Origin of the sequence: Herbaspirillum sp. RV1423, from assembly GCF_000577615.1 — a bacterium.
Taxonomy (GTDB): domain Bacteria; phylum Pseudomonadota; class Gammaproteobacteria; order Burkholderiales; family Burkholderiaceae_D; genus Herbaspirillum.
Window position 1 is genome coordinate 73,274 of the sequence record NZ_CBXX010000036.1, and the last position, 26,360, is coordinate 99,633.

23 protein-coding genes and 1 pseudogene are annotated in these 26,360 nt (G+C 54.8%); 8 read left to right on the forward strand and 16 right to left on the reverse strand.

Annotated elements, in window-relative coordinates:
* Positions 1-89 precede the first annotated feature (89 nt).
* On the forward strand, positions 90-902 hold the full coding sequence (locus RV1423_RS30060; RefSeq protein WP_155835228.1) for a hypothetical protein: 813 nt from the start codon (positions 90-92) through the stop codon (positions 900-902).
* A gap of 32 nt (positions 903-934) precedes the next feature.
* On the opposite strand, the gene RV1423_RS23115 is transcribed toward RV1423_RS30060, so the two are convergent.
* The 12 genes from RV1423_RS23115 to RV1423_RS23175 form a co-directional block, all read right to left on the reverse strand.
* Complete coding sequence (locus RV1423_RS23115; protein WP_034301956.1) at positions 935-1,489, reverse strand: hypothetical protein; 555 nt, start codon at positions 1,487-1,489, stop codon at positions 935-937.
* 57 nt (positions 1,490-1,546) lie between these two features.
* Positions 1,547-2,908 (reverse strand): PfkB family carbohydrate kinase, encoded by a 1,362-nt coding sequence (locus RV1423_RS28695; protein ID WP_081768964.1) that lies wholly within the window; start codon positions 2,906-2,908, stop codon positions 1,547-1,549.
* Between the two features lie 2 nt (positions 2,909-2,910).
* Complete coding sequence (locus RV1423_RS23125; RefSeq protein ID WP_034301958.1) at positions 2,911-3,594, reverse strand: bifunctional 2-polyprenyl-6-hydroxyphenol methylase/3-demethylubiquinol 3-O-methyltransferase UbiG; 684 nt, start codon at positions 3,592-3,594, stop codon at positions 2,911-2,913.
* Between the two features lie 156 nt (positions 3,595-3,750).
* Positions 3,751-4,296: a hypothetical protein gene (locus RV1423_RS23130; RefSeq protein WP_155835229.1), complete on the reverse strand. Its 546-nt coding sequence runs from the start codon at positions 4,294-4,296 to the stop codon at positions 3,751-3,753.
* A gap of 72 nt (positions 4,297-4,368) precedes the next feature.
* Entirely contained in the window at positions 4,369-4,851 is a 483-nt protein-coding gene (locus RV1423_RS23135; RefSeq protein WP_034301964.1) for a hypothetical protein, read from the reverse strand.
* 446 nt (positions 4,852-5,297) lie between these two features.
* On the reverse strand, positions 5,298-5,648 hold the full coding sequence (tnpC, locus tag RV1423_RS23145; RefSeq protein WP_034301968.1) for a Tn3 family transposase post-transcriptional regulator TnpC: 351 nt from the start codon (positions 5,646-5,648) through the stop codon (positions 5,298-5,300).
* The gene (locus tag RV1423_RS23150) at positions 5,645-8,674 is read right to left on the reverse strand and encodes a Tn3 family transposase (RefSeq protein WP_034301970.1); all 3,030 of its coding nucleotides are present in this window, start codon (positions 8,672-8,674) and stop codon (positions 5,645-5,647) included. Before RV1423_RS23150 ends, tnpC begins: the two co-directional genes overlap by 4 nt.
* A 95-nt stretch (positions 8,675-8,769) precedes the next feature.
* Positions 8,770-9,255: a 3'-5' exoribonuclease gene (locus RV1423_RS23155; protein WP_034301972.1), complete on the reverse strand. Its 486-nt coding sequence runs from the start codon at positions 9,253-9,255 to the stop codon at positions 8,770-8,772.
* Positions 9,249-10,226, reverse strand: a complete 978-nt coding sequence (locus RV1423_RS23160) for a site-specific integrase (RefSeq protein WP_034301973.1) — start codon at positions 10,224-10,226, stop codon at positions 9,249-9,251. Before RV1423_RS23160 ends, RV1423_RS23155 begins: the two co-directional genes overlap by 7 nt.
* 105 nt (positions 10,227-10,331) lie before the next feature.
* Positions 10,332-11,462, reverse strand: a complete 1,131-nt coding sequence (locus RV1423_RS23165; RefSeq protein ID WP_155835230.1) for an MFS transporter — start codon at positions 11,460-11,462, stop codon at positions 10,332-10,334.
* 137 nt (positions 11,463-11,599) lie between these two features.
* The gene (locus tag RV1423_RS23170; protein WP_034301975.1) at positions 11,600-12,982 is read right to left on the reverse strand and encodes an ATP-binding protein; all 1,383 of its coding nucleotides are present in this window, start codon (positions 12,980-12,982) and stop codon (positions 11,600-11,602) included.
* The gene (locus tag RV1423_RS23175; RefSeq protein WP_034301978.1) at positions 12,979-13,641 is read right to left on the reverse strand and encodes a response regulator; all 663 of its coding nucleotides are present in this window, start codon (positions 13,639-13,641) and stop codon (positions 12,979-12,981) included. The genes RV1423_RS23170 and RV1423_RS23175 overlap by 4 nt, the downstream gene beginning before the upstream one ends.
* A gap of 381 nt (positions 13,642-14,022) precedes the next feature.
* On the opposite strand from RV1423_RS23175, the gene RV1423_RS23180 reads away from it, so the two are divergent.
* From RV1423_RS23180 to RV1423_RS29335, 5 genes are all read left to right on the forward strand, one after another.
* Positions 14,023-15,435 (forward strand): TolC family protein, encoded by a 1,413-nt coding sequence (locus tag RV1423_RS23180; protein ID WP_034301980.1) that lies wholly within the window; start codon positions 14,023-14,025, stop codon positions 15,433-15,435.
* On the forward strand, positions 15,432-16,514 hold the full coding sequence (locus RV1423_RS23185) for an efflux RND transporter periplasmic adaptor subunit (protein ID WP_034301984.1): 1,083 nt from the start codon (positions 15,432-15,434) through the stop codon (positions 16,512-16,514). The genes RV1423_RS23180 and RV1423_RS23185 overlap by 4 nt, the downstream gene beginning before the upstream one ends.
* A gap of 55 nt (positions 16,515-16,569) precedes the next feature.
* A complete protein-coding gene (locus RV1423_RS23190; protein ID WP_034301987.1) occupies positions 16,570-19,689 on the forward strand; it encodes an efflux RND transporter permease subunit in 3,120 nt (1,039 codons plus the stop codon).
* 10 nt (positions 19,690-19,699) lie between these two features.
* Positions 19,700-21,739 (forward strand): bifunctional DedA family/phosphatase PAP2 family protein, encoded by a 2,040-nt coding sequence (locus RV1423_RS23195; protein ID WP_034301990.1) that lies wholly within the window; start codon positions 19,700-19,702, stop codon positions 21,737-21,739.
* Between the two features lie 174 nt (positions 21,740-21,913).
* Positions 21,914-22,249, forward strand: a complete 336-nt coding sequence (locus RV1423_RS29335) for a hypothetical protein (protein WP_081768965.1) — start codon at positions 21,914-21,916, stop codon at positions 22,247-22,249.
* A 17-nt stretch (positions 22,250-22,266) separates the two neighbouring features.
* Here RV1423_RS29335 and RV1423_RS23200 read toward each other — a convergent pair whose 3' ends face one another.
* The 4 genes and pseudogenes from RV1423_RS23200 to RV1423_RS23215 form a co-directional block, all read right to left on the reverse strand.
* Positions 22,267-22,731: a DoxX family protein gene (locus RV1423_RS23200; RefSeq protein WP_034301993.1), complete on the reverse strand. Its 465-nt coding sequence runs from the start codon at positions 22,729-22,731 to the stop codon at positions 22,267-22,269.
* A gap of 17 nt (positions 22,732-22,748) precedes the next feature.
* Positions 22,749-23,531 carry a DUF2063 domain-containing protein gene (locus RV1423_RS23205; protein ID WP_034301995.1) on the reverse strand — a complete coding sequence of 261 codons (783 nt, stop codon included), beginning with the start codon at positions 23,529-23,531 and terminating at the stop codon, positions 22,749-22,751.
* Positions 23,515-24,405: a DUF692 domain-containing protein gene (locus RV1423_RS23210; RefSeq protein ID WP_034301998.1), complete on the reverse strand. Its 891-nt coding sequence runs from the start codon at positions 24,403-24,405 to the stop codon at positions 23,515-23,517. Before RV1423_RS23210 ends, RV1423_RS23205 begins: the two co-directional genes overlap by 17 nt.
* A 14-nt stretch (positions 24,406-24,419) precedes the next feature.
* A pseudogene (locus RV1423_RS23215) lies at positions 24,420-24,611 on the reverse strand (DUF2282 domain-containing protein); the annotation flags it as partial.
* A 167-nt stretch (positions 24,612-24,778) separates the two neighbouring features.
* On the opposite strand from RV1423_RS23215, the gene RV1423_RS23220 reads away from it, so the two are divergent.
* Together RV1423_RS23220 and RV1423_RS23225 are read left to right on the forward strand one after the other, a co-directional pair.
* On the forward strand, positions 24,779-25,048 hold the full coding sequence (locus RV1423_RS23220) for a metal-sensing transcriptional repressor (protein ID WP_034302001.1): 270 nt from the start codon (positions 24,779-24,781) through the stop codon (positions 25,046-25,048).
* Positions 25,049-25,059: 11 nt separating this feature from the next.
* Positions 25,060-26,190 (forward strand): nickel/cobalt efflux protein RcnA, encoded by a 1,131-nt coding sequence (locus RV1423_RS23225; protein WP_034302003.1) that lies wholly within the window; start codon positions 25,060-25,062, stop codon positions 26,188-26,190.
* The last annotated feature ends 170 nt before the right edge of the window (positions 26,191-26,360 follow it).

Consider the following 26,360-nt stretch of genomic DNA (forward strand, 5'->3'; position numbering starts at 1 on the left):
AATTAAAAGTTATTGTGTGTGATTTCAAAAAACTCGCTAAAATTGAGCGCATTTCGTGTACTGATAGGCTTTAGTCGCTAAAGGCCGCCATGAACAAAATAGACCGCTACGTCCAAGCCGGCACCCGCGATAACACGCGGATCGGCTATCAATCCGCTTTACGACACTACGAAGTCGAATGGGGCGGATTTCTGCCGGCCACTGCGGACAATATCGCTCAATATCTTGCCGATCACGCGGAAACATTGGCGATCAATACCCTGCGACAGCGCTTGGCCGCCATCGCACAATGGCATCTCGATCAAGGTTTTCCTGATCCCACCAAGGCTCCGCTGGTGCGCAAAGTGTTCCGGGGCATCCAGGCAGAACATCCAGCACAGGAAAAACGTGCCAAACCATTCCAACTAGGCCAACTCAGCCAGGTCGATGCATGGCTCGAAACTGCGATCACGGCGGCGCAGACCGCCAAAGATCGTGCAGGTGAGCTCCGGCATACGCGCGACCGCGCACTGCTGCTTTTGGGGTTCTGGCGCGGCTTTCGTGGCGATGAGCTGGCCCGTCTGCAAGCGGAATATGTTGAGGTCGTGCAAGGAGAAGGAATGATCTGCTTCCTGCCCCGTAGCAAAGGCGATCGCCACCTGCGTGGCGTTACTTTCAAGGCGCCCGCACTTTCTCGGCTTTGTCCCGTAACACGGGCGCCATCGTTCTTTGGCATGCGGTGTTTCTGGAGCGGGCGACACAGGTTGCGCGCGGTCCTGGCAGCTCCCCGACGCCAGTATGCTGCAGTTTCGTGTCCTCGTTGGCCTGGGAGCACATCTACGGGACCGGATATTACATTTGAAGGAAGAGCAAGAAGGTTGATGAGAAAAATATCGGCCGCTGCGGACTTCAAGAATCGGTAACAGGGCTTAGCGCCCGATTTTTTCCGTTTTCCCTATTCTCCCCACGAACCACGTGGCTCGATTTTCAACTTGAATGTGATGACAGCGCGATCAGGTTTGCCATCAACTGGCTTTTCTTGAACCTTCACGATGCTATCGAGGGCACGTGTAGCGAAGCAGAGTTCATTACGTGCGACTTTCTTGGTGCCGCCAGTAGTGCCCAAAACTTCTTGCTCCCGCATTGTGTATAGGGCTTTGCCTTCGGTCGTCAAATCAAATTTCGCGACGGGCGTCGACACTTTGAACTGCCCTCCGGAGGCCTCAGACCCGTTCGAGCGGGTGACGAGGGCGACAGACTCCAACGCCAGCAGACGGGCCGGAAGTCCGTCGGTCATGATGGAGGTAATCGCAGGCGACAGCTCCCGGGTCGGAACAGAAACGGGGAAGTCTCCGAGGTAGGCGCAGATATCCTTGTTGGTCTTATAGTAGTCCGCCAGCACCGTTGTCGCACTCTCCGTAGTCAACGGTTCGGTTTTATTGCAGGCTGTCAGAACGCCCAGGGAGGCAATCGCAACGACAGCAGTACGGATGAATGTGCTCAATTTCATGGTTATTGGTCTGAGTTTGTTGGTAACAGCCACAATATATCGAAGATCGAAAAGAAATCAATCCACGAGAACGACCTTGTTCCGCCCGGACCTTTTAGCCTCATACATTGATCCGTCGGCGCGTGCCATTACGGTCGCCAAGGTGTCCTCTGGGAGAATGGCGGCGACGCCGATCGATAAAGTGACTCCATACAGGTTCGCGGCCTCTACAGCACCGCGGATCCGATCAGCAACGAAACGAGCTTCTGACGTTGGTGTGTTCGTCAAAATTAGAGAGAATTCATCTCCACCATATCTAGCGGCCAGATCGTCGGTACGTGTGTTGTCGAGAATTACCTGGGCAATTAAAGCCAACACCTTGTCGCCGCTCTCGTGACCGTGCTGGTCATTGACAGCCTTGAATCTGTCCACGTCGATAGCCAACAACGTATTTGTCGGCCCTTTCAATCGACGAAACGCATCTTCAAAGCCGCCGCGTAAAAGCAAATGCGTGAGGTGATCACGTTGTCCCTTGTCTACGAGGACTTCAACGATATTGGCGATGGCACCTGGCATGCCATTGCAGGAAGTAGAAGTGGCAATCTCACGGATAAGACCTTCCGCAAACTGGTCGGTTGCTTCTTGCACACCTAGTCCACGACCAAGCACTCCCAGCGCAAGGCCAGACGTCATAGCATCTCCGAACCCGAGGTAATTTTTCGGATTATCTAGTACCGGCGCTTTGATACGTTCTTTCCTGCCGTCAGGAAAATAGGCAGAGGCACCACGCTCGCCCCGAGTGACAATAACGAGACATTGCATGTGCTCTGCAATTTCCCCGGGGTCCGTGGCGCCAATCTCGGACATGAGCTTTTCGGCTTCCAAGTGATTGGCGAGAATCATCTGAATTTTCCCGCGGACGGCGAGCACACGTTGAGCTTTGTCTTCCGAAACGGTCATGACAGCAAGCGGAATTCTCAATGCCTGGGTTGCGTTTGCAACGTCCAACAAGGTCTCTTCAGACAGGTTAGCATCGGCAACGACAACCTCAATGCCGGCCAATGCCCTAGCCAAAGTTTCGCTCGTAAATGTATGCCTCTCAACCGGCGTCTGGCTAATCGCATTCTCCAAATCACCCTTTGCATTGAGTTGGGCAACAAACGCTCCAAGGTCAGAAGTCGGGAGGTCGTCGCAAATGAGGTCAATGCCGCTGTTCTGCAACCAAGACTGCAGCATTGAACTCAAGGGTGACCTGGCCATTGCAGTCAGCAGACGCGATCTGCAGCCTAAACGATGAAAGCCCAAGGCTGCGTTTGTAGCCGAACCACCGACCTCTATTGATACGGTACCCATTCTGTCTTTGTGATGGGGTTTGCTCTCGCTGTTTGCGCGTACGATCACATCAATGTTTGTGCTGCCGATAGTCAACGTCGCGCTCATGATCAGGACACCGACGGTGTACTCACACTCTTCACATTGCCGAACGCTGAAGAGTAGATAGAAAGTGGTTGAAATCCGCACCCGGTCAGGAGTTCGGCGAAGTCGTCTTCGGAATACAGGCAGACGTTCCCGCGGATGTCATGTTTTTCAGCCATAGTGGAGTCCAGCTCGAAATATCGTTTCTGCAATGCGACGCCGGCGCCGGCGTAATTATTTCCGAGCTCGCTCCTGATTCCGGATGCCGACAAGTAGAGCCGACCTTCTGGCGCCATCGACTGCCGAATCCCGATCAACATCTTTCGCGCTTCTGCGAATGGCAAATAATGGATCATTCTTTGCGACGAGACTATGTTGAACCGAGCGTAGCTGACAAGGGCAAAATTTGCCGCATCACCCTGGGCATAGCGGCACAGATCTTTGACGCCCCTGCTTTCGGCTGCCGATAAAAACTGCTGTGAGTAGTCTTCGACGTCGACGGCAAGGACCCATGCACCCGCTTCCGCCATGCGCAATGCTTGTCCTCCTCCCGCGGAGCCGATATCTGCTGCATATACGGTACCACCGAGCTCCTGAATGAACGTGATGCATGAGAGATCCAGATCATCAGCCCGTTGAATGCTTACATCGCACCCGCGGCCGTTTACGGTGGTTATTCTCTTGTCGTTGTAAAGATTTAAGGCGTCCAAAATGCCTCCGCTGTAGGACTTGTTTGATTGAAATGAGGGGTTGCCGCGTATGCGACCAGACGACAGGGTGAAGCCTGCGTTGAGATGAATCTCTGAGGAGGGATGCTTGATTTGCGGCCGAGCTACCGATGCGTTACTGAGGGCTCAAAGCCCCAATTACCACTGAAACACGTCCTTCGTGCCAATTTCTACCGATATCCGGCCCAAGGGACCGAAATTAGCTTTTCCTGCCATCGCTACGTTCACGCCTTGGTCCATCCACTTACGAATCAATTCGCTGAGCATGATGGCCAAGGACAAGTGCTTGTCGACTTCTTCGATATGATCGAACAATGCCGTCGTCCCGGCACCTGGTGAGAGATCGATCAAAAAGGACTTCAGATCATGTGACATTTTTTCAAACGTTTCAGTGCCGAAAAGCAGAAACCAATCGACCAAATTCACGTCAAGAAATTCGGGAAGCGATTGAAGCAGCCGTACCGGTTTTGTCACCGAGACGGTGTCGTCGGCCGGTTGCGTCGTCAGCGTGAGTTCGTGCTGATCGGAGATGCCTAGAACACCTCCGCCCATCCCGAGGACAACGAGCTCATGATTCCGATCAGCGTCGAAAACAATTACGCGCTGGGCCTTTGCCTGAGCGATTCCTAACGTATCTCGTAATAGTGCAGACGTTTCTTCGGCAGCTAAACCTGCGAGAGACACGGATGATGCGATAACCTTCGACGACGAATCCATACTTCAAGAACCCAAAAAGTGACTCAAATCTTGCCTGATTTACGACTTTCCTGCTTCACGCACCAGACATTTAAAACTGACGTAGTTGGAAATAAGCGCAACTGCGAACGTTATTGCCAGTAACGGCATTCCAACAACCAGTGTAAGTATCACAAAATATCGAATAATTTGCTCGTGATGGCGCCGAAGATAGTGAAGATCAGGGGCGTGCCTGACGGCACGGTACGAGTTCCAGTCGACATTCAACTCAAAGACGGTGGATCCTCGGCGCCACTCAAAGTCGCCGGCTGATGTCCTCTTGCCATTAAGTGTCATCAAAAGACAGAAAGCGCTGACGACAATACGCATGCACGCTTCTACCGTGGAAGAAAACAACAACCATAAGATGCCGGCGCTGATTAGATCGTAACTTTTGACTACGTAACCGAGCGTAACCGGGCCAAAAAATATGGCAAAACAGACGGCAAGTCGAAAATATGTACTTGGGTCGAGGAGAAAATGCGCGGGTTTGACGACGCTCATCTCTTCGGCACCAGCACACGGTGTTCGCCGAGCATCTTAATGGTGTCGTCAACGACGGTCTTTATGCAGACTGGCAGATCCTGGGGCTGATCTCGCCCAATAGATTTGCAATATCCGTGCGCTGCGTTCATAAGCCGAAGGCCTGGCTCGAGAGCTGCACCGACCGACGACGACTTGCCTGCATATGCTTCGAGAGCACTACCGTCCATATTGAAGGGCAACGCCGGCAGCTGTTGGGACGTAGCGAACGGAACAAAAATCAGGGATGCAACGGCCGCAAACCCAATGCGGCGCAGTTGGCCATGAAGAGGGTGAGCCGGGATAAGGCCAGAAATGACACATAAGCCTAAAAGTAATATAAATCCAGTTGTTTATATTATTTTCAATATAAGAAAGAATGGAATCAGTTCGTGATAAATTGTGGAGCCAACTCTGTTATCACACTGTCAGTGTTTAGCTTCAAGCTTTTCTAGCGGCTCAATCCGTCTGACCCATTTTTGCAACGTAAAAATTATCTCCTGGACTTCGGATATCACTTCAGCTGCTAGTTCCGGCAAACTCTCCTCGTCTGTTGCTACCGACAATCCAGCGCCGTTGATGACTGAATGCGCCATCCCATGCAAACGCAACAGCATTTCTCGAAGGCCATCACTCTCTCCTGCGGCCAAGATCATCTCATGCAACTCGTCGACGATACTCAGTAGCGCACTTGTGTCGTAAGTGTTCCGGGCTTCTTCTAACGCAGCTTTATCTAAACGTCCATAGGCGGTTGCGACCGTACTTTCGGTGCTGCTCATGCGGTATCTCCTGGCTTTTCGGTGCGTTTGTTTTCTGCTGCTGCGGCCTTCGCGCGTTTTGCAGCTTCCCGAAACTGCGACTCTTTCAACCAAGGTTCAGGAGGCCGTTTCAAATCGAGGTGGTAATTGCCAAATCGCTTGACGCCATGAGTCCCATACGGACTCATAAATTCTGCGTCGGCGACAGAGATCGGTTCGCCGGCGGCATACATATCTTGCATAATTTTCATCATATCCACCGTATTTTGCAAGATCACTGCCGAAGCTACCAGGTCGATATACCTCAGCCGTTTCTGCTGCTCGTTCGGATCGTTCTCGCCGATGACGTCACCTCCGAAATCAAGCCACTTGGTGAAGGCATGGTAGGACTCTATCTTATTGGTTGTAGCAGTCACTTCCTGCCGCATTTCTTTACGGGAGATCCAACGCAGCAGATAAACCGTGCGCAATACGCGCCCCAACTCGCGTGCTGCCGCGAAAAGGCGGTTATGCCGTCCTTCATGGCTAAGTTTGCGCAACAACATCGGTGACGGGATGCGTCCCATCTGGATCGAAATGGCGACTTGCATCAAATCTTTCCAATGATCGCGGATCAGTTTCCAATCGACTACATCGGTAAATAATCGGTCGATGTGGCGGTAACGCGTGCCCTTTTCAGGGCGATAGAATTTCAAATCTTTCCAATTACGGATACGAGGCATCAGTTGAATGCCCTGCAAATACGTAAAAGCGAAGACGGTCTCTGACTGGCCGTGGGTATCAGAGTAGACGGTATCGGCCTGCACGCTCAGGCCGGCCTTCATCAAGCCCTCGATCACATAGACGGCTTCGAGCACGCCGGGCGGAATAAAGTGGCGAAAGTTCGCGATGTAGTTATCGGCGACATGCCGGTAGGCCACGGCCCCCATTTTGCGATACCGAAAATGCATGCCAACGAGAAGATTTTGTTCGTAAAATTCATATTGCGTGCCGTCGGCAGCCACTTTCTTGCCTTCACCCCAGAGTTTAGGTAATTCCAGGCGCAGATACAGCTCAGTGAGATCGCGACAGGCGTTATCCAGCTGCTCAAGGCCCATGTGCCGTTGGTTCGAATAAGACAGTTGATGCGGCGTTACTCCGTTCGATAAATGGCGCGCAGCCTGGTTCGGTCCGAGATTGCATCCCATTGCGAAGACCGTCAACAGGTAACGCTCACGCGCGTTACGCAACTTAGGCTCGTCGCCGGACAGTGGACCAAAATTACGCGTAAAACCGGTCCAATGCTCAATATTGGCCAGAATGTCCAATAAATTACGCGGCACAGTACGGTTCTCGATGGCTGCCTGCAGGGCAATGGCCGAGGCTGGCACTTCCCGCGCAGTGGTCCGCCGCAAGGTCGGCTCGCCGTTGCTACCAATGGTGACGTCGCCGGCATGCTGTGGGAATTCTTTGTCGATCTCCGCTGCGGTGTCAGTAAGCAACTTCTTGAGGCCGTCAACGAAATCATGTGCGTTGTCAGCGATACCGATGCGATCGCAATACGCAGGGAGAAGCGCCTGACATTCCTGCCACGGCAGCAATTGCTTCCGATAGTCGGCAAATGCGCCGGAACCATCAATGCACACATCTCCACAACGCAGGTCGCTACAAAGGTGGCTGAACACGCATACTTCCAGATAACGCCGGTTCGTGGGATGGCCTAATCCATGCGAGCGGCGTACGAGCTTGCGCCAGCGCTCCGAAGCAAAAGAGAGCGTGACTTCGTCGGGGATCCACTCGGATTTTTTGTGCTCGTTTTCCAGTACCACATCGAGCGCATCAAGCAAGCTGCGATCCGCGGTCGCTGCCTGGAATTGTAGGACCTTCGCCATACGGAACATCGCGGGGCGCCAACTGCTATACGGCTTCCAAAGAAGGGGTAGATGATTGCCACCACCCCATACGCGTATTGCCTCGCAGTCCGCACGTAGTTTTTCCAGATCGCCGTGTGGCGCGAGCAGATCGCGTACACGTTGGCCAGTGGCAGCGTCGTCAAGACCTTCGGCCAGAATCTCCAGCACTTGTTCGAGCGTGGCGACCAGTTCTTCACTGAGTTCACGCTGACGCGCCTGAACTGCCTGCAGTTCTTCGCGCGCGCTCTTATGCATCGTACCGATTCGACGAATGAACATTTCGGCAATGTCATCGCGGGCACCAATACGCATTTGACGAATTAACGCCAGAATTAACGTGTACCGCTTGGCTGGGCGAAGGTCTTTCATATCGCCAGCATCGAGCACTGAGGCCATATCTGCCATGTGCTTGAGCTTAGTCGCCGGCACGCCTTCCAGCAGCATGTCGCTGTCCGGCAGCGATTCCAGCCAGCTGAGTTGATCCAGCACTAGGTCAAGGTGCTTGCGTGAAGCTTTCTTTGCCGAGCGTTTGATCTGGTTATACAGTGTTCTACGTACCGGCAGTTCGGCAGCTAGAAGTTGGTCGAGCCACTTGCACTGCTTCGAACGCAGGCGCTGCGCAATGCGCCCATGTAGTTCCAACTCGGCTGCCGTGTGCGCTTGTTCGGCAATTTCGTCCAATGTACGAAATGCCGGCAACTCGTAGCCGAGGCGCACCAGTTCTTCGATGGTGATATTAATGATGTCGGTACGTGTCTCCACTACACCAGCTGCCTGTTGTGCAAGACTAATGGCCAAGTTGCGCGTCTGCGCATCGGTATAGGGCTTGACGCCCAAGAGCGTACGGATAGCTTTGTGATGGCGATATAACGCAGTATGGGCGGCGGGATACGCGATCTGTTGCGCTGGCGGCATCGCCAGAGTGGCCGACACATGTTCTACGACCTCGGCCGGAATTGTCTCTAATGCGGGAAAATGGCGCAGGAACTGGAAGCATTTGAGCAACACCAGTAGCGCCAAGCGACGGTCAGGGCTGCGTGAGAAGCCTTGTGCCCACTCGGTCTCTTCGGGGCGCGGCGAGAACGACACCTGCAGGTCCTTTAACGTCAACGTTCTGGGAAAACGAGGATAAGCCGTTCGTTCAATACTCGCCATCGCGTAGCTCCAAAAAGAGTCAAGTCGCGACACCCGGATTCACCACCATAGCGCAATGGGCGCCGACGTTATTGTATGGCAGCGTTCTAGATTTGTTAACCCTTGGAGGTAACCGCAATCTCAGCGCTGCTAACCCGATAGGCATAACGGTTGCCTTTGGCATCGTTGAGCGCATGGTGTTCCAAGAGATGGTTGTCCAGCAAGAACTGCGCCACAATTGCTTGGTCGATGTCGCGATAAATGTTCTGACATGTGAGCCAGCCTGGGACGTGGCCTCTTAACGCATACTGGAATAGTTGCCAATCGCCGTCAAAATCGAAGCAAATTGTGACCTCAGCGTGATGCCTGAATTGCTCCAACCATGATCGCAAATTGACATCCAGTTCCGCAGAGCTGCACTGGGAACCCGGTGTTTTCCCAAGCTGTGGCAAGACGGTTTCGATGACAAAATCACTGCATTTTTGTCGACTCACCGGCAGTTCCGCATAGAACTCATGTTCATCGCTATCGGTAACCAAGCCAATGCTGATCAATTCCGTGTCCACGAAATCTGTGAATTCAGTATCAATAAAAATTAGCATGATTTGTTCTTCTCTCCGATCACCGCATTAGGCAATAAACTGATATCTGCTTCGATTCGGTGTTTGTTGAACGGATCGACACTTTCGATGTAGCGCATGGCAGAGTTGACGTTTTTCCAGCCGACATACTCCATCAACATTTTCAGATCCCATCCATTGCCCGTAGCCCAGTTGGCAAAGCCACGGCGCAGCGAATGGCCGCTGTAGAGTTCAGCCGATGCGATGCCGGCCTCCGCTAAGAGCCCTCGCAATAAGGGCACCAGACTATTCGGATGCAATCCTTCGCTGCCCACATGGCCCCAACGATCAATCGACCGAAACACGGAACCGGCAGTCAAGCCGGTCAACGCAATCCAGTCCAGATACGCCGTCACCGGACATAGCCGCGACAGTGCTGGCGCCTTGAAGCTGGTCCCTTTTAGTTGTCGATCGCCTTTTGTTTTTGGAAAAAAACAAGTCATTCCTTCGCCCGGCACGACCTCCACATATTCGATCTGCAAGTGCGTCAACTCGTCTCCGCGAAAGCCACGCCAGAATCCCAATAATAACAATGCTTTATCGCGTGTACGGCGCAGTTGGACACTACGATCGTTTGCATTACGGCCGACAATAATCGCCCGATCAAGCCAATTGACGACTTGCTCCAATTGAGCCAACTGAAACGGCTTGGCGCGCTTTTCTTGAGCGGGATGAAGCGCTTGGACACCGCGAAACACTTTGCGCACAACCGGTGTTTTAGTCGGATCGGGAAACCCTTGGTCGATATGCCATTGCGCCAGCGCGGCCAACCGTTGCCTCAGCGTGTTGATCGATAGTGACTCGGCTTGATCTACTAGGTAGCGCGCGACACTATCCGCGGTAGCGGGTAAAAATCCTCCCCATTCCGTCTCAAAATGTCGGATGGCGGATTGATAGCTGCGACGGGTATTGTCACGCGTGGCTGCATGAATATATGGATCAAGCTTGCTCATTGTTTTCTAGTATTCAATACGTAGGCATGACGTTAAAACTGAGTAAACAGAACACAGGGGGACTTTATATCCAGCCATAGCAGGAAACTTGGCGAAATTTCTATTTTAGGATGAAATGTCGGTGCGAACGACAGTTTTGGCTAAGCCAACGAGTGCCACCATACAAAACATCGCTCCAGCATAGAAGGTGAACGATGCTCCAAGCCGATCCCACAACAATCCAGCCACGACACTCGCCAGCAACATGGCAAGCCCACTCACCAGGTTGAAAAAGCCATACGCGGTACCGCGCAAATCAGCCGGTGCGGTATGCGCCACCATCGTTGCCAGCAGGCCCTGCGTCATGCCCATGTGGAGGCCCCAGAGGGCGACACCGGCGAGTACGACACCCCAGTGATTGCTGGCGGCCAGCACCAGATCGGATGCGATCAACACTGCCAAGCCGATTGCCAGCAGCTTTCTATGGCTCATTCTGTCAGAGAGCTTGCCAAACGGGTACGCAGACAAGGCATAGATCACATTCATCGCCACCATGACGAGCGGCACCAAGGCAATCGGAATGCCGCTCTGCTGCGCGCGCAGCACCAGAAATGCTTCGCTAAACCGCGCTAGCGTGAACACGGCACCGATGCCGACCACCCACCAGTAGGAACCACTAAGTCGTTTCAAGTTTTCCCGCCGAATCGGATTAGTGCGCTTTTCGGCCTGCTTGTGCTCTGGCTCGCGCAAGCCAACGAAGAGCAACACGACGGCCATCAAACCGGGAATTACCGCCACCCAGAACACGGCCCGGAAATCATTGGCCCAAAGCAACATCAACCCAACCGCCAATAAAGGGCCAAGGAATGCGCCGATCGTATCAATAGACTGGCGCAACCCAAATGCTGCGCCGCGCAGATGTGGCGGCGTAATGTCAGCCACCAAGGCATCCCTCGGCGCTCCACGCACACCTTTGCCGACCCGATCCAGGAGGCGAGCTGACAGTACGATGCCTACCGTTGGTGCGATGGCAAAAAATGGCTTGCTCAGCGCCCCCAGCGCATAGCCGAACACCGCCAATCCTTTGCGCTTGCCAAGGTAGTCGCTCAATGTGCCAGAGAACACTTTGACAATCAGAGCGGTCGATTCAGCTAGTCCTTCAACCAGCCCTACAGCCAAGGCGCTGGCGCCGAGTGTCGTCACCATGAACAGCGGTAGTAGGCTATGGATCATTTCCGAAGAAATATCCATCAACATGCTAACGAATCCGAGTACCCATACTCCGGTTGGGATCTGGCTCAATGTACTTTTTGCGGTGTCTGTGGTTTGCAAGTAACACTCCAAAAACAATGGGGAAAAAACATCCGCTAATTTTTTGCGATTTCAACTAAGCGTCATCTATCAGACGAGGTTGACATCGATTGCTGCATGCCAGCTCGCCCTGCATCTGCACTGGCCGTGGGCGGGAAGCGGACCTGGATCTTGAGTCCCTTGCCATTTGGTCCTGTATCCAGCGAAATGGTTGCGCCGTGCTGCTCAGCGATGCGCTTGACAATAGACAGTCCCAATCCGCTACCAGCTTCAGTGGCATTGCCGCCTCGATAAAATCGCTCTGTCACCCGCATACGTTCGGCGTCCGGAATACCTGGGCCGTCGTCGCAGACTTCCAGAACGACACCGTGCGATGCGCGGCGCACAGAAATATCGACGCTTCCCCCACGGCCGGTGTAGCGAATCGCATTATCCACCAGGTTATTGAGCAAAATGCGTAGATTATCGATATTCCCCCACACTTCCACAACCGTTTGCTCGGCCAGTCCCAAATCAATGAATTTGGCTTCCGCCAGACGGGCTTGGTCGATAATCACCGACTTGCACAGTGCAGCCAACTCGACAGGTTTCATGGCGACGTTCTCTTGCGGATCCAGTCTGGCTAATGCTAGCAATTGCTGAGCCAGGTGGGCCAGTCGATCGATCCCTGTCTGCAGCTGGCTTTGCGCTGCCTGCCGCTCTCCGTCATTGTCAGCACGCTGTGCCAGCTGCGCCTGAATACGTAGTCCCATAATTGGTGTCCGTAATTCATGGGCAGCGTCGCCAATGAAATTTTTTTGCATAGTGAACGCCTGTTCCAGCCGCAACAACAAATCATTCACCGCCCCGGCAAAGGGCGCGATTTCACTTGGCAACGAAACGGAATCAATCGGCTCCATGCTGTTGGCGTTACGTTGGGCCAGTTCCGCCGTAATTTTCCGCAGTGGCTTGAGTCCATAACCAATACCGAACCACAGGAACAACGCCATGAGTGGAATCAACGACAGCACCGGCCAGAATAGATGTATCGATAGCTTGGCCAACGCCTCCCAGCGCGCATCCTTAGCTTGAGCGACACGAACCCATCTGTCACCGCGCTCACTCGCCACGGTGTGCCAAGTTTGGCCGCCAGCCAGAACGTCGTGCAATCCCGATTGCTGTGGCGGCGGTAATACCACGGCGGAATTCGTGGTGTATTCCAGTTTTCCGTTACGCCACACCTGCAGCAGCACTTCGTCTGCTTTGTCTTCAGCAAGAGGGTCTTGCATACGTTTGACGGGGGGCTGGAGAGACACCTTGCCGTCGCCGTCCACACTGACCTGTTCGGCGATATAGCGCATTTGATCATTGAGCAAGTCACTCAACTCAATCAATGCGCCCCAGTAGGTGCCTACGCTGGCCAATACCCCAACCAGGAAGGTAGCCGGCAACAGCCAGAGCAGCAGGCGGCGACGCAGCGACTTCATGCGTCGTCCCCAATCCGGTATCCGACGCCGCGTATGGTCCGAATGACCTCGGCTCCTAATTTTTTTCGCAGGTTGTAGATATGGACTTCCAGCGCATTACTAGCGACTTCTTCGTCCCATCCATACAGGCGGTCCTCAAGTTGTTCGCGTGAAATCACAGCGTCTGGCTCCAGCATCAACTCATGCAGTAGTGCGAATTCCTTTGGCGATACCGATATGGCCTCGTTGCGCAGCCACAGCAGATGCCGGACGGGGTCAAGCCGCAAAGCGCCGGCAGCAAGTTCCGTCTGCACCTGGCCTGTCTGACGGCGGCTAACCGCACGAATCCGGGAAACCAGCTCCTCCAGGGCAAACGGTTTCACCAAATAATCGTCAGCCCCGCTATCCAGGCCGTTGAGCCTGTCGGGCAGCGCGTCGCGCGCAGTGATAATGATCACCGGCAAAGGATTGTCGCGCTGCCGTAACGTTTTAAGCAGCGTCATGCCATCCTGCCGCGGCAGGCCGAGGTCGAGTAATAGTAGAGAGTAAGTCGTGCTGTCCAGGGCCAGCGCGGCTGCATGACCGTCCTGCACCCAGTCCACAGTAAAACCTTCCTGACGCAGTCCTTGCTGCAAGCCCTGGCCGATCAAGGAATCGTCTTCCGCCAACAATAAGCGCATCGTGTTTCCATCCCTTTAGCTTTTGACCCGCGAACCAATCGGCGCCAATTTCATGATTTTCCTGCCAAGCAATGCGGCCTCGATGCATTCCGCCCATTTCAATCAGGGAAGCTTGCCGTTTGGTCATTTTCTCATAGAGTTGATTCATGCCCTTTGGCGTTACGGAGCGAGAGTAGATCAAATTCGCTTAAAACTTGCTTAAGGTGCTGCACGCCAAGACGAAATGCTTCCTGGGTGGGCTAGCCCAGAAATCACCATAGCCTTAAGCAAAACTTCATCTGCCTCCAGATAGCATGTCAACAGCCCCTGATTTGTCTTGGCAATTTATTGTGGCATGGGTACTGGTTTTGGCACTGCGGGACAAGACGATTGAATAAAAATATGCAAAAAAACATTACTTTTGCCGGTCTGATCTGCTTGGTGCTGGCGGGATGCGCGACTTATCAGCCGCGGCCGATCACGCCGGCGACGCTAACCGCAATTTTTGAAGCGCGCTCTCTAACCAGCGACGAATTACACGCGTACTTTATCCAGCGATGGGGTAACAACGCACCGGCATGGCCGCCACAGCGCTGGAACCGTGACATGCTCACGCTTGCCGCGATCTATTACAGTCCAGCGCTGGATATCGCGCGGGCTCAATGGGGAACGGCCAAAGCCGGAGTCGACGTAGCGGGAACCGTACCGAATCCGGTATTGCAACTACCGTTTGAGTACAGCTCCAACTCGACAGGACCTGGCCGCCCCTATACGACAGGTTTGGCGCTCGACTTCCCGATCGAGACCGCGCACAAGCGCGGTTACCGGGTCGATCAAAGTTCACGCCTGTCGGATGCTGCTCGTTTGAACATAGGTAATGAAGCGTGGAAAGTGCGCAGCCAGGTCCGCGACGCCATGCTCAGCATGTATGCCGGGCGCGAGCGCATTGCATTTCTCACACAAAAAGTCACAGATCAACAACAGATCCTCGCCATGACGCAGAAGCGTCTCTCTGTCGGCGATGGCTCCGGGCCGGACGTGCATCAGGTGATGATTACACTTACGCAAGCACAAACCGATTTGATGGCCGCACAAGGCGCATTGCAAGATGCGAATGCGCGACTGGCGAACGTGATCGGCATCCCGCTGAGTGCCCTGCAGTCGGTTCAACTGGATCTCGATGAATTCGGGCAGACCGGCACAATCCCTCCCTCGGCCGATGCACGCCGGATGGCGATTTTTAATCGTGCCGATCTGCAAAGTTCGCTGGCGGAATATGAGGCCACTCAGGCGGCGCTGCAACTCGAGATCGCCAAACAATACCCGGACATACATATCGGTGTGGGCTACACGTATGACGTTGGCACCAACAAATTTGGTTTAGGCATCCCAGGCATCACACTGCCGCTCTTCGATCAGAATCAGGGCGGAATTGCGCAGGCGGAGGCAAAACGCACTGAAGCGGCTGCCAGAACCGCGGCGCTGCAAGACACCATCATCAACGACCTCGATCATGCACTTGCCCATTATCAGGCCAGTCTCGACGCTTTGACCGTGTCCAGTCAGCGACTCTCCGTAGCGCGGAAACAGCTGGAGAGCCAGGAAACCGGATTTCGCATCGGCGCCATCGATCGCCTGGCGCTGACCCAGTTCAAGGCGGATTTCGCACTCAGCCAGATCGATCACCTCAATGGCGTGGTGGCAGTACAGCAGGCTGCCGGCGCATTAGAGGATACGATGCAACGGCCACTAATTGTGACGAATTCGCCGAATGCCATAGATGGGATGGACACTGAAAAAGAGATATCACGATGAAAATCAAAATAACACTGCTGACTGCCGCCGTGCTGCTGTTGGCTGGGACAGGATGGTATGGCTATCGCGCGATGAGCGCCGCGCCGACTGCTCCCGTTGCGACGGTTCCCACGCCGCAATCTCAGGACCTGCAGCGCGTGCAGGTTGTGAACGGCGAGACGGTGGTAATGGTCGGCGTTGATGCACAACGCGCAAGTCATATCGTCGTGCACGCGGTCGCGGCTGCAATGGACCAGCCAGAAATCACGGCCTACGCCACGGTCGTTGATCTGCAACCGTTGTTTGATCTGCGCAATCGCCATGCTGCGGCGCGGGCAGATCGTGAGAGCGCGCGAGCGCATGCCGACGCTTCACGCTTGCAATTTGAACGGACCCGCATCCTGTTTCAGGACGATCGCAACGCATCGCAGAAAAGCCTGCAAGACGCCCAGGTGATGATGCAAGCAGACGAGGCAAAACTGCAGGCCGCCGAGGCAATGTTGAGCGGCCTTGACGCCGCATTGCGCCAGCAATACGGCAATGCACTGGCAGTAGCAGCAGTCGCACCTCGTTCCGCGCTCTCTGACCGCCTGCTTAGCGGGCACGCCGCGATAGTACGGGTCACGCTGCCAGGTGGTAGTCCAACATCTGCGCCGGAGCAGATCACTATGGATGGCAGCGATGGTCAGCCTAGCCTGGTTCACAGGCTATCACCTTCGCCGCTAGTCGACCCCGCGGTACAGGGCAATCCCTATTTGTACGTGGCCGATAGCGCTTTGCCGGTGGGCATGCATACCCTGGCACATGTGCCGTTGCGCGGGAAGAATGCATCTAGCACGTCGGGTTTTCGTATTCCAGAGGCAGCAATCGTCTGGTACGGCGGACAGTCATGGGCTTATGTCAGGACCGACGCCAATCACTTTACGCGCCGGCATGTACCGCTCGACCCAACAACGCAGCGCGGACTTGTCGTCACCGACGGCTTTCACGCCGGCGATCAAGTCGTGATCGACGGCGCGCAGTTGTTGTTATCGGAAGAACTGCGGCCGCAGGGAATCGCCGCACAGCAGTGCAAAGATCCGCCGGAATGTGACGACTGATTTCACTTAACTTCGCAACGTGCAGTCCCACCCCGTCATCTAACAACTATTGCCCATGCTAAACGCCATCGTCCGTTTCTCACTTCGCTTCCGTGGCGTTATTTTTGCCCTAGCTGTCGTGGTTGCCGCCTATGGGCTCTATACCCTGACACAAGCAAGACTTGATGTCTTCCCCGAGTTCGCTCCTCCCATGGCGGTGGTGCAGACCGAGGCCCCGGGGTTGTCCAGTGAGCAGGTCGAAACGTTGGTCACTCAACCAATAGAAAACGCCTTGAATGGAACGCTTGGCGTCCAGTCCATGCGTTCAAAGTCATTGCAAGGATTGTCCGTCGTGACGCTGGTCTTCAGCGACAATTCCAACGTCTATCAGGCGCGGCAGTTAGTGAGCGAGCGTGTTAATGCGCTGGCATCCACCTTGCCGCAGGGTGTGCATCCTCCCAAATTACTTCCCCTGACGACGGCGACCAGTAACGCACTGGTGATCGGCCTGACCTCCAAGACACGCTCCCTGATGGAGTTAAACGACGTGGCGCAATGGACGGTCAGACCGCAACTGCTGAGCGCATCAGGGGTGGCCGACGCGATCGTGTTTGGCGGCGATGTCCGGCAACTGCAAATCCAGATCGATCCTCAAAAGCTGACACGTTACGGCCTATCGATCCAGGATGTGGTCGCCGCGGCGCGGACTTCTACCGGCGTGCGCGGCGCCGGCTTCGTCGAAAATACAAATCAACGCATCGTGCTTAATACCGATGGGCAGGTCGTGACACCCGATGCGCTTGCCGGCGTGGTGCTGAAGTGGAGCAACGGGACCGGGATTCGTCTGGGTGACGTCGCCACTGTCTCTTTCGCAGCGGCTCCCGCAGCAGGGGCCGCATCCATTATGGGGACACCCGGCGTGCTGCTGATGCTGGAGAGCCAGTACGGCAGCAACACACTGTCCGTGACGAAGGCGCTGGAAGGCACGCTGACCGCATTGAGACCCGTGCTCGCAAAGCAAGGGATTGAACTGCATGCCGACATATTCCGACCAGCGAGCTTTGTCGATGCGGCGATCAGTCATTTGCGAACAGCGTTGTTAATCGGCGCAGCACTTGTTGTCATCGTGCTATTTCTATTCCTTCAAAACGTCAGAACAGCCATTATTTCCGCCGTGGCTATTCCACTCTCGCTGTTGGTCGCCGTTATTGTGTTGCATACCTTTGGCGTCACGCTCAACACGATGACCTTGGGTGGCCTGGCCATTGCGCTGGGTGAGGTCGTCGACGATGCCATCATCGATGTGGAAAATATCTTGCGACGATTGCGTCAGAACCGGAATCTGTCGCAGCCGTTGCCGTCGTTCAAGGTCGTCTTGCGCGCCTCGATCGAGGTGCGCAGCGCGGTCGTGTATGCGACTTTCATCGTGATTCTGATTTTTCTGCCGATCTTGTCGCTGTCAGGGGTAGGCGGCAAACTCTTCGCGCCGCTCGGCATGGCATATATTCTGGCGGTACTGGCCTCACTCGGCGTCGCACTCACACTCACGCCGGCGATGGCCCTGGCTTTGCTGACTAAAGCACCTCCGCATGCCCAGGAACCAAGGCTCATTACATCGATCAAGGCGCGCTACATAGGACTGCTGACGGCCGTTGAACGCCGTTCGCGCCTGATCATCATCATGGTTGGGATCATGTCGGTCTGGGCACTGGCGACATTGCCATTTTTTAGCGGCAACTTCATTCCCGAGTTAAAAGAGGGGCACTACATCGTTCACATGGTGCTGGCGCCCGGCTCGTCGCTGACCGAGTCGATGCGCGTCGGGACCGCAATATCCACGGCGTTGATGGATGTTCCCGGCGTTCGCCTGGTGGCGCAGCATACCGGCCGGGCAAGCGAGATTGTCGATCCCGCCGGCGTAAATACCAGTGAATTGGAAGTGGATCTCAAGCCGATGAGCGGCCGGGAACAAAATGTTACCTTGCAACGGATTCGTGACACGCTCGCCAAATTTCCAGGCGTCTCCACTGCCGTCAATACATTCCTGACTGAGCGCATTAACGAGACGATTTCAGGCAACACAGCGCCGGTCGTGATCAATGTGTTTGGCGACAATCTCGACGTCATCGACAGGAAGGCACAGGAAATAGCCCAACTGGTCGGGACCATCCCTGGCGCGGCGAATGTCCGCCTGGAGGCGCCGCCGGGTACGCCGGAGCTGGATGTAAAGCTAAAACAGGAGCAGTTGAGTCGATGGGGATTCAAACCGGTGGACGTGCTGGACACCATCCAAAGCGCCTATCAGGGAGTGCCGGTTGCGCAAGCGTATCAGGACAACCGGATATTTGACATCTCAGTGATGCTGGCGCCTGCTGCTAGGGCAAATATTGCCCAGATCGGTGCGCTGCCGCTACATAATCCAGATGGCATGATGGTGCCGCTATCTGAACTAGCGAGCATCGTTCAAACCTCGGGGCGCTACCAGATTACCCATAACCGCGGCCAGCGCATGCAAACCGTATCGGTCAATGTGGCAGGACGGCCTATCAGCGATTTTGTCAGTGAGGCGCAAATGCGTGTCAACCGGGACATTACTATGTCTGCTGGAACCTATGCGTTGTTTTCCGGCGAGGATGAGGCCCGGGTCCAGTCTCAAAGGGATCTTTTGGCCTATGGCGCAATGGCTGGACTCGGGATCGTGCTCTTGCTGTTCATGGCGCTCAAGAGCCGTCGCGGCGTGGCGCTGGTGTTGGCAAACTTGCCCTTCGCGCTGGTCGGTGGAGTATTGATCGTCGCACTGACTGGTGGCAGCCTCACTATCGGCAGCATGGTTGGTTTCGTCACGCTCTTTGGCATATCCCTGCGCAATTCGATCATGCTAATCAGTCATTACGAGAATCTGGTGCATGTCGAAGGGATGCCTTGGAATATTGAGACGGCTGTGCAAGGCGCCGCCGAGCGCTTAATTCCAATCCTGATGACCGCGCTGGTCACCGCATTGGCGTTATTGCCGTTGGCGCTATCGAGCGGGGAACCCGGCAATGAAATCGAAGGGCCCATGGCCATTGTCATTCTTGGAGGTCTGGCGACCTCCACGTTGCTAAATTTGATCATATTACCGACGCTCTCGCTACGCTTCGGGCAATTCGGTAGTGACAAACAGCGGTATAGCGAAGACAGTCTGTCGACTGGGTAAGGAATTGCGAATGCATGCGCTGCTGAACGATATTGCCATTCACCCCCATTGGATACTACTTGTCGTCTTTCTTGTTGCGTTTGCTGAATCGCTGGTACTTATCGGCACGCTTGTCCCCGCCGGGATTGTGATGTTTACCGCCGGCGGGTTGATCGGCGCCGGGGTATTGAATATCTGGCTGACGCTGGGTATTGCGGCAGTCGGCGCTATGGCTGGCGACGGCTTGAGTTACGAAGCGGGACGTACGTACTACGAACGCCTCAGAACATGGCAATTTGTTAAACGGCGCACCGCCGTGATCGATCGCGGAGAACAGTTTGTTCAACGACACGGGGGCAAGAGTATCTTGTTCGCGAGATTCTTCGCGCCGGTACGGGCGGTCGTACCCGTCATTGCCGGCATAGCACATATGCCGCGCGCCAAATTCTATGCGGTGAATGTCGGTTCCGCGCTGGCGTGGTCACCCGCACACATCCTGCCAGGCGTCATCTTCGGCGCCTCAATCCAGCTCGCCGAAGCAGTGAGCGGCAGATTGGCGGTGATCTTGATCATAATGGGCGGATTCGTATGGTTTGCAACCTGGGTGACGCGTGTAGGCATCAGCATCGGTTTACCTATTGTCGAGAGCTGGCGCGACCGTCTCTTACAATGGGCCACCCGGCAACCGTCCGGACGGTTTACACGCATCAAGGGCTGGATATCTTTCGTCCTTGATCTTCGTCGTCCAGAGTCGCGGATCTTGCTCGTCTTGACGATGCTGCTGGCCGCCAGCAGTTTGCTTTTCCTCGGCATCATGGAGGATGTCATTGCAAACGATCAATTGGTGAGCGCGGATGGGGCCATTTTCCATTGGCTGCAAGGACTGCGGACTTCACCCGTCGATTATCTGATGGCTGGTATCACCGGGCTTGGCGGCGCCGGTGTTCTCTGGGTGGTAGCGCTCACGGTGTTGGGCTGGCTGCTGGTGCGCCGCTGTTGGCGCACGGCCGGCTATTGGGTGATTACGACCGTTTTTGCTCAGGTCCTGGTCAAGCTACTGAAATTGACGATAGGTCGGCCACGCCCGTTGAACCTGTATAGCGGTGTCGAGCAGTATGCTTTCCCGAGCGGCCATGCCACGTCTAGCATGGTCATCTACGGTTTCCTGGCGTTTTTAATCGCATGTCGCCAGCCACCGCTGATTCGAATGTTTGTCGCCACGATCACCGTGGTTGGCATCGCACTCATAGGCTTCTCTCGTCTGTATCTGGGTGCTCACTGGTTGTCGGATGTATTGGCAGGATGGAGTCTTGGCCTTGCGTGGATTGCGTTGATGGCCATCGTCTATACCCATCAACAGGTAAAGGAAGACCTGCATCCAAGAATCCTGGGGGCGCTGGCAGCATCGGCATTGCTGGCCGGTGCGACTTGGACCATGCACAATCAGTTCTCGGCAGATCTGACCGGCTATACCCCTGTTGCACAGGTGCGGACTGTCGCGCTGGATCAATGGATCAATACTGGATGGCGCCAGTTGCCTCAGCAGCGAACCGAGATCAGTGGGGATAACGAGGAATTTTTCCCTTTGCAATGGGCAGACAGCGCCACAACACTACAAAGACGCCTGGCACTTGCCCATTGGCAGCCCGCATCACCATGGTCGATACAGGCAGCATTGCTATGGCTCTCGCCCAATACGGAAGTGAAGAATCTGCCGGTGCTGCCGAAATACGATCAGGGCAAGAGCTCAGAGTTGGCTTTCGTTGCGCTCGATCCGGCGCGGCCTATGATGCGGACGATACTCAGGCTGTGGCGATCCAACTATCTGCTGGAGGGTTCTGTGCATCAGGGCAGCGTTCCGATCTGGTATGGCGCGCTCTACCAGGAAAAATTACAGCGCCCGTGGCATCTTTTTACGCTGGGTAGTACGGCAAATTTCCCGGATGCATTGGTTATTCCTCGTCTGCTGCAGGTGGGCATGCAAACTGCGGTACTCCCGAACACAGAGAACGGGCTGCGTCGTCCGATTGTTCTGGTGCCGCCAGGGGATCAGGAAGTTCTGGGGCGGTAAATTTCCGATTGTGAAAAGATTATGAAAGAAGTCGTCTTGCTGTTGTACCAAACGAAATACTGATAAAGCGCAGCATCGGACTGATACAAAATGTTACATGGATTACGATAACTCCCCTAGTATGACTTGTTCATTCATCGTTAAATACAGGCAAAGACAGTGAGGAGAATAATCATGAAGACATCATTAACCACAGCGATCGTCGGCATTGCCAGCGCCTCTCTCATGGTGTTAGTAGCACCTGCCATGGCTTCTAATGTTGATTTTGGTATCAATATTGGCATTCCAGGATTTTACGCCCCGCCGCCAGAGCCGGTCTATGTACGGCCAGCACCGGTTTACGTGGAGCAAAGGCCGGTCTATATCCAGCCCCGGCCGGTATATATTCAACCTCGGCCTTATTATGTCCAGCCGACGCCGGTCTATATCGATAGGGATCAGGAGTATCGCTGGTATTGGAAAGAGAATCGTTATAGGCATCACCATCACGATGATGAAGACGATGATTGATTATTGCTACTCCTGGGCTACCTTGTCCACCGCTTCGATAGAAAATGGTCGATAGACCAACTTCCAGCGCCACGGCAAAGTAGCACCAGCAGCATCGCGGCCCACTGGATATGAGTGGGCCACGCTAGCGGATAGACAAATATCTCGATGACCGCCGTCATGCCCAACAGCAGCGCCACCACGGGCCTGGTAGCCAGTCCCAGCACCAGCAACATTGGTGCAGTCAACTCGATCGACACCGTCATGTAGGCTGCAAGTTCCGGTGGCAGGAGCGGTAAGTTATATTCTTCCCGGAACAGATCGAGCGCAGTCTCCCAATTCGCCAGTTTGGTCATCGCGGAATTCCAGAATATCGTCGCAACCGCGATCCGCAGCGGGATGGCGAGCAGCGTATATGGCACGTGATCGAACCACTGGACAAGACGCAGCAGGCGGTTGTTATTTATGGTCGGCGGCGTAGCCGATTGAGGTAGTGGCGTCATTGCGGAATCCTCCTGAATTAAGATTCGAACGCGGTGTCTGTCAGACCGATGTCCGTAAAGCATCCGCGTGTCAGATGCGCGGCCAGCACGGCTTGCGCATCGGCGCAAGGGGCGTCTTCCAACGCTGCGTGCAATGGTTGTCCGGAAAATAGCAGCGCCGTAAAACGCCATTGACACTTACTCAGGCGCACCACGGCGACACTGCTCTGTGCTCGCTGAATCAGCAGCCAAACCGGACCGTCTGCGAGATCGATCGCCGCCATGGCACTATCGTCACGCTCCAGTACCGCATGCCAGATGGCGTCCGCAGGAAAATCACACCGCAACAGTTTTGCCGCAGGGTGAGGTGCAAACCGCTGATGCGACAACTCAGCTTCATCTAATTGCACAAGCGGGGCTACATTGAGCGGCTGGGCGTCTGCTGCATGCAAAACGATATTCACTTGCCATTCAAGGCGGGCTACATCGGCGAGATAGGGCAACGATGCGGCCTGCGGAAGCTGCGCCAGGAAATCCGGAAAATCTGCACCATATTCATCCAGCAATGCACTGCGCGGCGGGGCTTCGGCGACGAACAGGCGCGCAGCACCTTCGAAAAATTCCGCGCCCACCAGATAGCGGACTGCCGGAAAAGACAAGGTCAACGCCGTTGCGAGCACAGTGGCGCAGGTATTGCGGTAAATGTCGAGTCGCGCGCCGCTATCCAAGCCGTCGGCGATAATATGGGCAGACAGGCCACCATCCTGGTGGTGCAGCATGCTTTGCGCAATCGCGCGTTGCAGTTCAAGCAGCGTTGACATGGATGGACTCCTGTCGCTGTTTCTCGAGCGCCGCCTCGGCGACCGCGGCTTCTTCCATCAATATCTCCAGCACCGGCACGTCAGTGTCCCATTCAATCAAGGTGGGAACCGGCCCGAAACGTTCAAGCGCTTCCCGATAGAGCGCCCAGACTGCCGGCGCGACACGCGAGCCGTGGTCGTCGATGCGCAGCGTTTGTCCGTTATCGAGCTGCCGGATGCTGTGGCCCGCCAGATGGATTTCGCCGATCGCTGCTGGCGGCAGAGCGTGTAGATAGGTAATTGGATCCCAGCCGTGATTGCTGGCGCTGACATAGATGTTGTTGACGTCACACAAAATGCCGCAGCCGGTACGCTGGGCGACTTGTGCAAGGAATTCCCACTCCGGAATCGTCGAGTGGCGGAAACGCAGGTAGGTCGAGGGATTTTCGACCAGAATGCGCCGCTTGAGGTAAGCCTGTACCTGATCGACATGCCGGCAAACAATATCCAACGCTTCTTCGGTCATCGGCAGCGGCAGCAGGTCGGCCAGATACGTGCCGCCGACGGCACTCCAAGACAAATGTTCGGAAATCAATCCGGGCTCAATCCGGTCGGCCACGCTTCGTACGCGGGCCAGGTGTGCCGCGTCAAGTCCGTCGGCACTACCGAGCGACAAACCGACGCCATGCAGCGAAATCGGATAGTCGCGGCGAATCTGGTTCAGGTATTTTGGTGCAGTACCGCCACCCATGTAATTTTCGGTGTGCACCTCGAACCAGGCGACATTCGGGACCGAATCGATAACGGCTTGATGATGTCGGAAACGCAGCCCGACTCCCGCTTTCGCGGGGATCGGGCTGGACATGTCCTGCATCTTGGCTGCAATAACGTTCATACTTTGATGCCTGCTCAACTTGCCTGCGACTTGCCACCCTGAATCTTGGAGCAGTCACCTGCCGGCAACAACACGAAGGACTTCGGATCGCGTGCCTGGGTGGCCTGGCCGGCACAGGAATGCGCACCCTCAGCGCAGTCGTTCTTCGCGACCGTATTGATGCCGTAACATTTCTCCAGCTTGTTTTTTGCCATTCGCGCCATGTTGGGGGCGTGCCGAGATAAGGGTAAAAATAGCTCATAACACTTTTGGTTATATGGCGCTTAAATTTTATATCGAAATACATATGGTGGTGGCCGGACAACGGTTTTTTCGGAGGAATGAGCATTTTTTTAAATTCATGTATCCTATACCCCAGCATAGGATATTAAACATGAGTACACATACATCTCACCCTGACATCATCAAACGCCTCAAACGCGCCGAAGGCCATCTAAAGGGCATCATCACGATGCTTGAGACAGAGCGTAGTTGCCTGGAAATCGCCCAGCAACTGCAGGCGGTCGAAAGCGCCGTTGGCAATGCCAAGAAAGCGCTCGTTCACGATCACATCGAACATTGCCTCGAACACGCTATCGGCGACAACACCAAGGATTCCGCTGAAGCCATCCGCGAATTCAAAGAAATCACCAAGTATTTGTAAGGAACACTGGCATGACTGATTTTTCTACCCTCCTGCAACAAGGAGCGGGTAACGCTTGGCTTTTCATTCCGAGCGCCATTTTGCTCGGCGCCTTACACGGGCTTGAACCAGGGCATTCCAAGACTATGATGGCCGCTTTCATCGTGGCTATTCGCGGCACTGTCGGGCAGGCGGTGATGCTTGGACTTGCCGCGACCATCTCACACACAGCGGTAGTCTGGCTTGTTGCAATCATAGGTATGTACTTCGGTAGCCAATGGGATGCGGAGACCACCGAGCCATATTTTCAGCTTGCGTCGAGCGTTTTGATTATCGGTATTGCGCTGTGGATGGCCTGGCGCACTTGGCGTCAATCTTTGGCGCAAACATCCCACGATCATGCGCTGCACACGCAGGGTCATGAAGAAACCAAATGGGTGGATACGGGGCATGGCACTGTCCGTGTGGAAATATTCGAGACAGGTGTACCACCGCGCTTCCGATTTTATGACGAAGGAAACCAAGGACAAAGTTGGCAAGCCGGTGACGTTCTCATACAGACGATGCGTGGTGATGGCTCGACGCAGCAATTCGCTTTTGTACAGCGAGATGGCTTCCTGGAGTCAATCGACGACATCCCTGAGCCGCATGCCTTCACTGCTCGCCTTTCCCTTATTCATGGTGAGCATGGCCATCACTATGACCTAGTGTATGAGGAGGATGAGCATCATCATGGCCACGAACACGCCTCTGCGACAAACGGACTGGATGTCAGCAGTCCGGACTATCAGGACCCACACGAGTTGGCACATGCCAACGACATCAAGCAACGCTTCCAGAATCGCGAGGTCACAAATAGCCAGATTGTGATATTCGGCATCACCGGAGGCCTGATTCCGTGTCCCGCCGCCATTACGGTACTGCTACTCTGCTTGCAGCTCAAGAAGGTGGCGTTGGGCGCCACCCTGGTGCTTTGTTTCAGCATCGGCCTGGCGTTAACGATGGTTTTCTCAGGCGTTATTGCTGCCATTAGTGTGCGCCATGCTTCAAAACGCTGGTCTGGTTTCGGTGAGTTCGCTCGTAAAGCCCCTTACTTCTCTAGCGGCCTCATCGTCCTGGTTGGTCTTTACGTTGGCTACCACGGCTGGATTGCTTTGTTATAGTTGTGTCGCAGGTGCGTTTTCGTGTGACCTATCACCGACTACGAGCGCCACCGTCCGTTGAAGTAAAAGTGCCCGATTATCTGAAGCGAATTTGCCAATCGCCGCCGCATATGAAGCAAAAGTGCCGCAATCCCGTCGCTCCAGAACGGACGGCTAATAAAGGCGGTAAG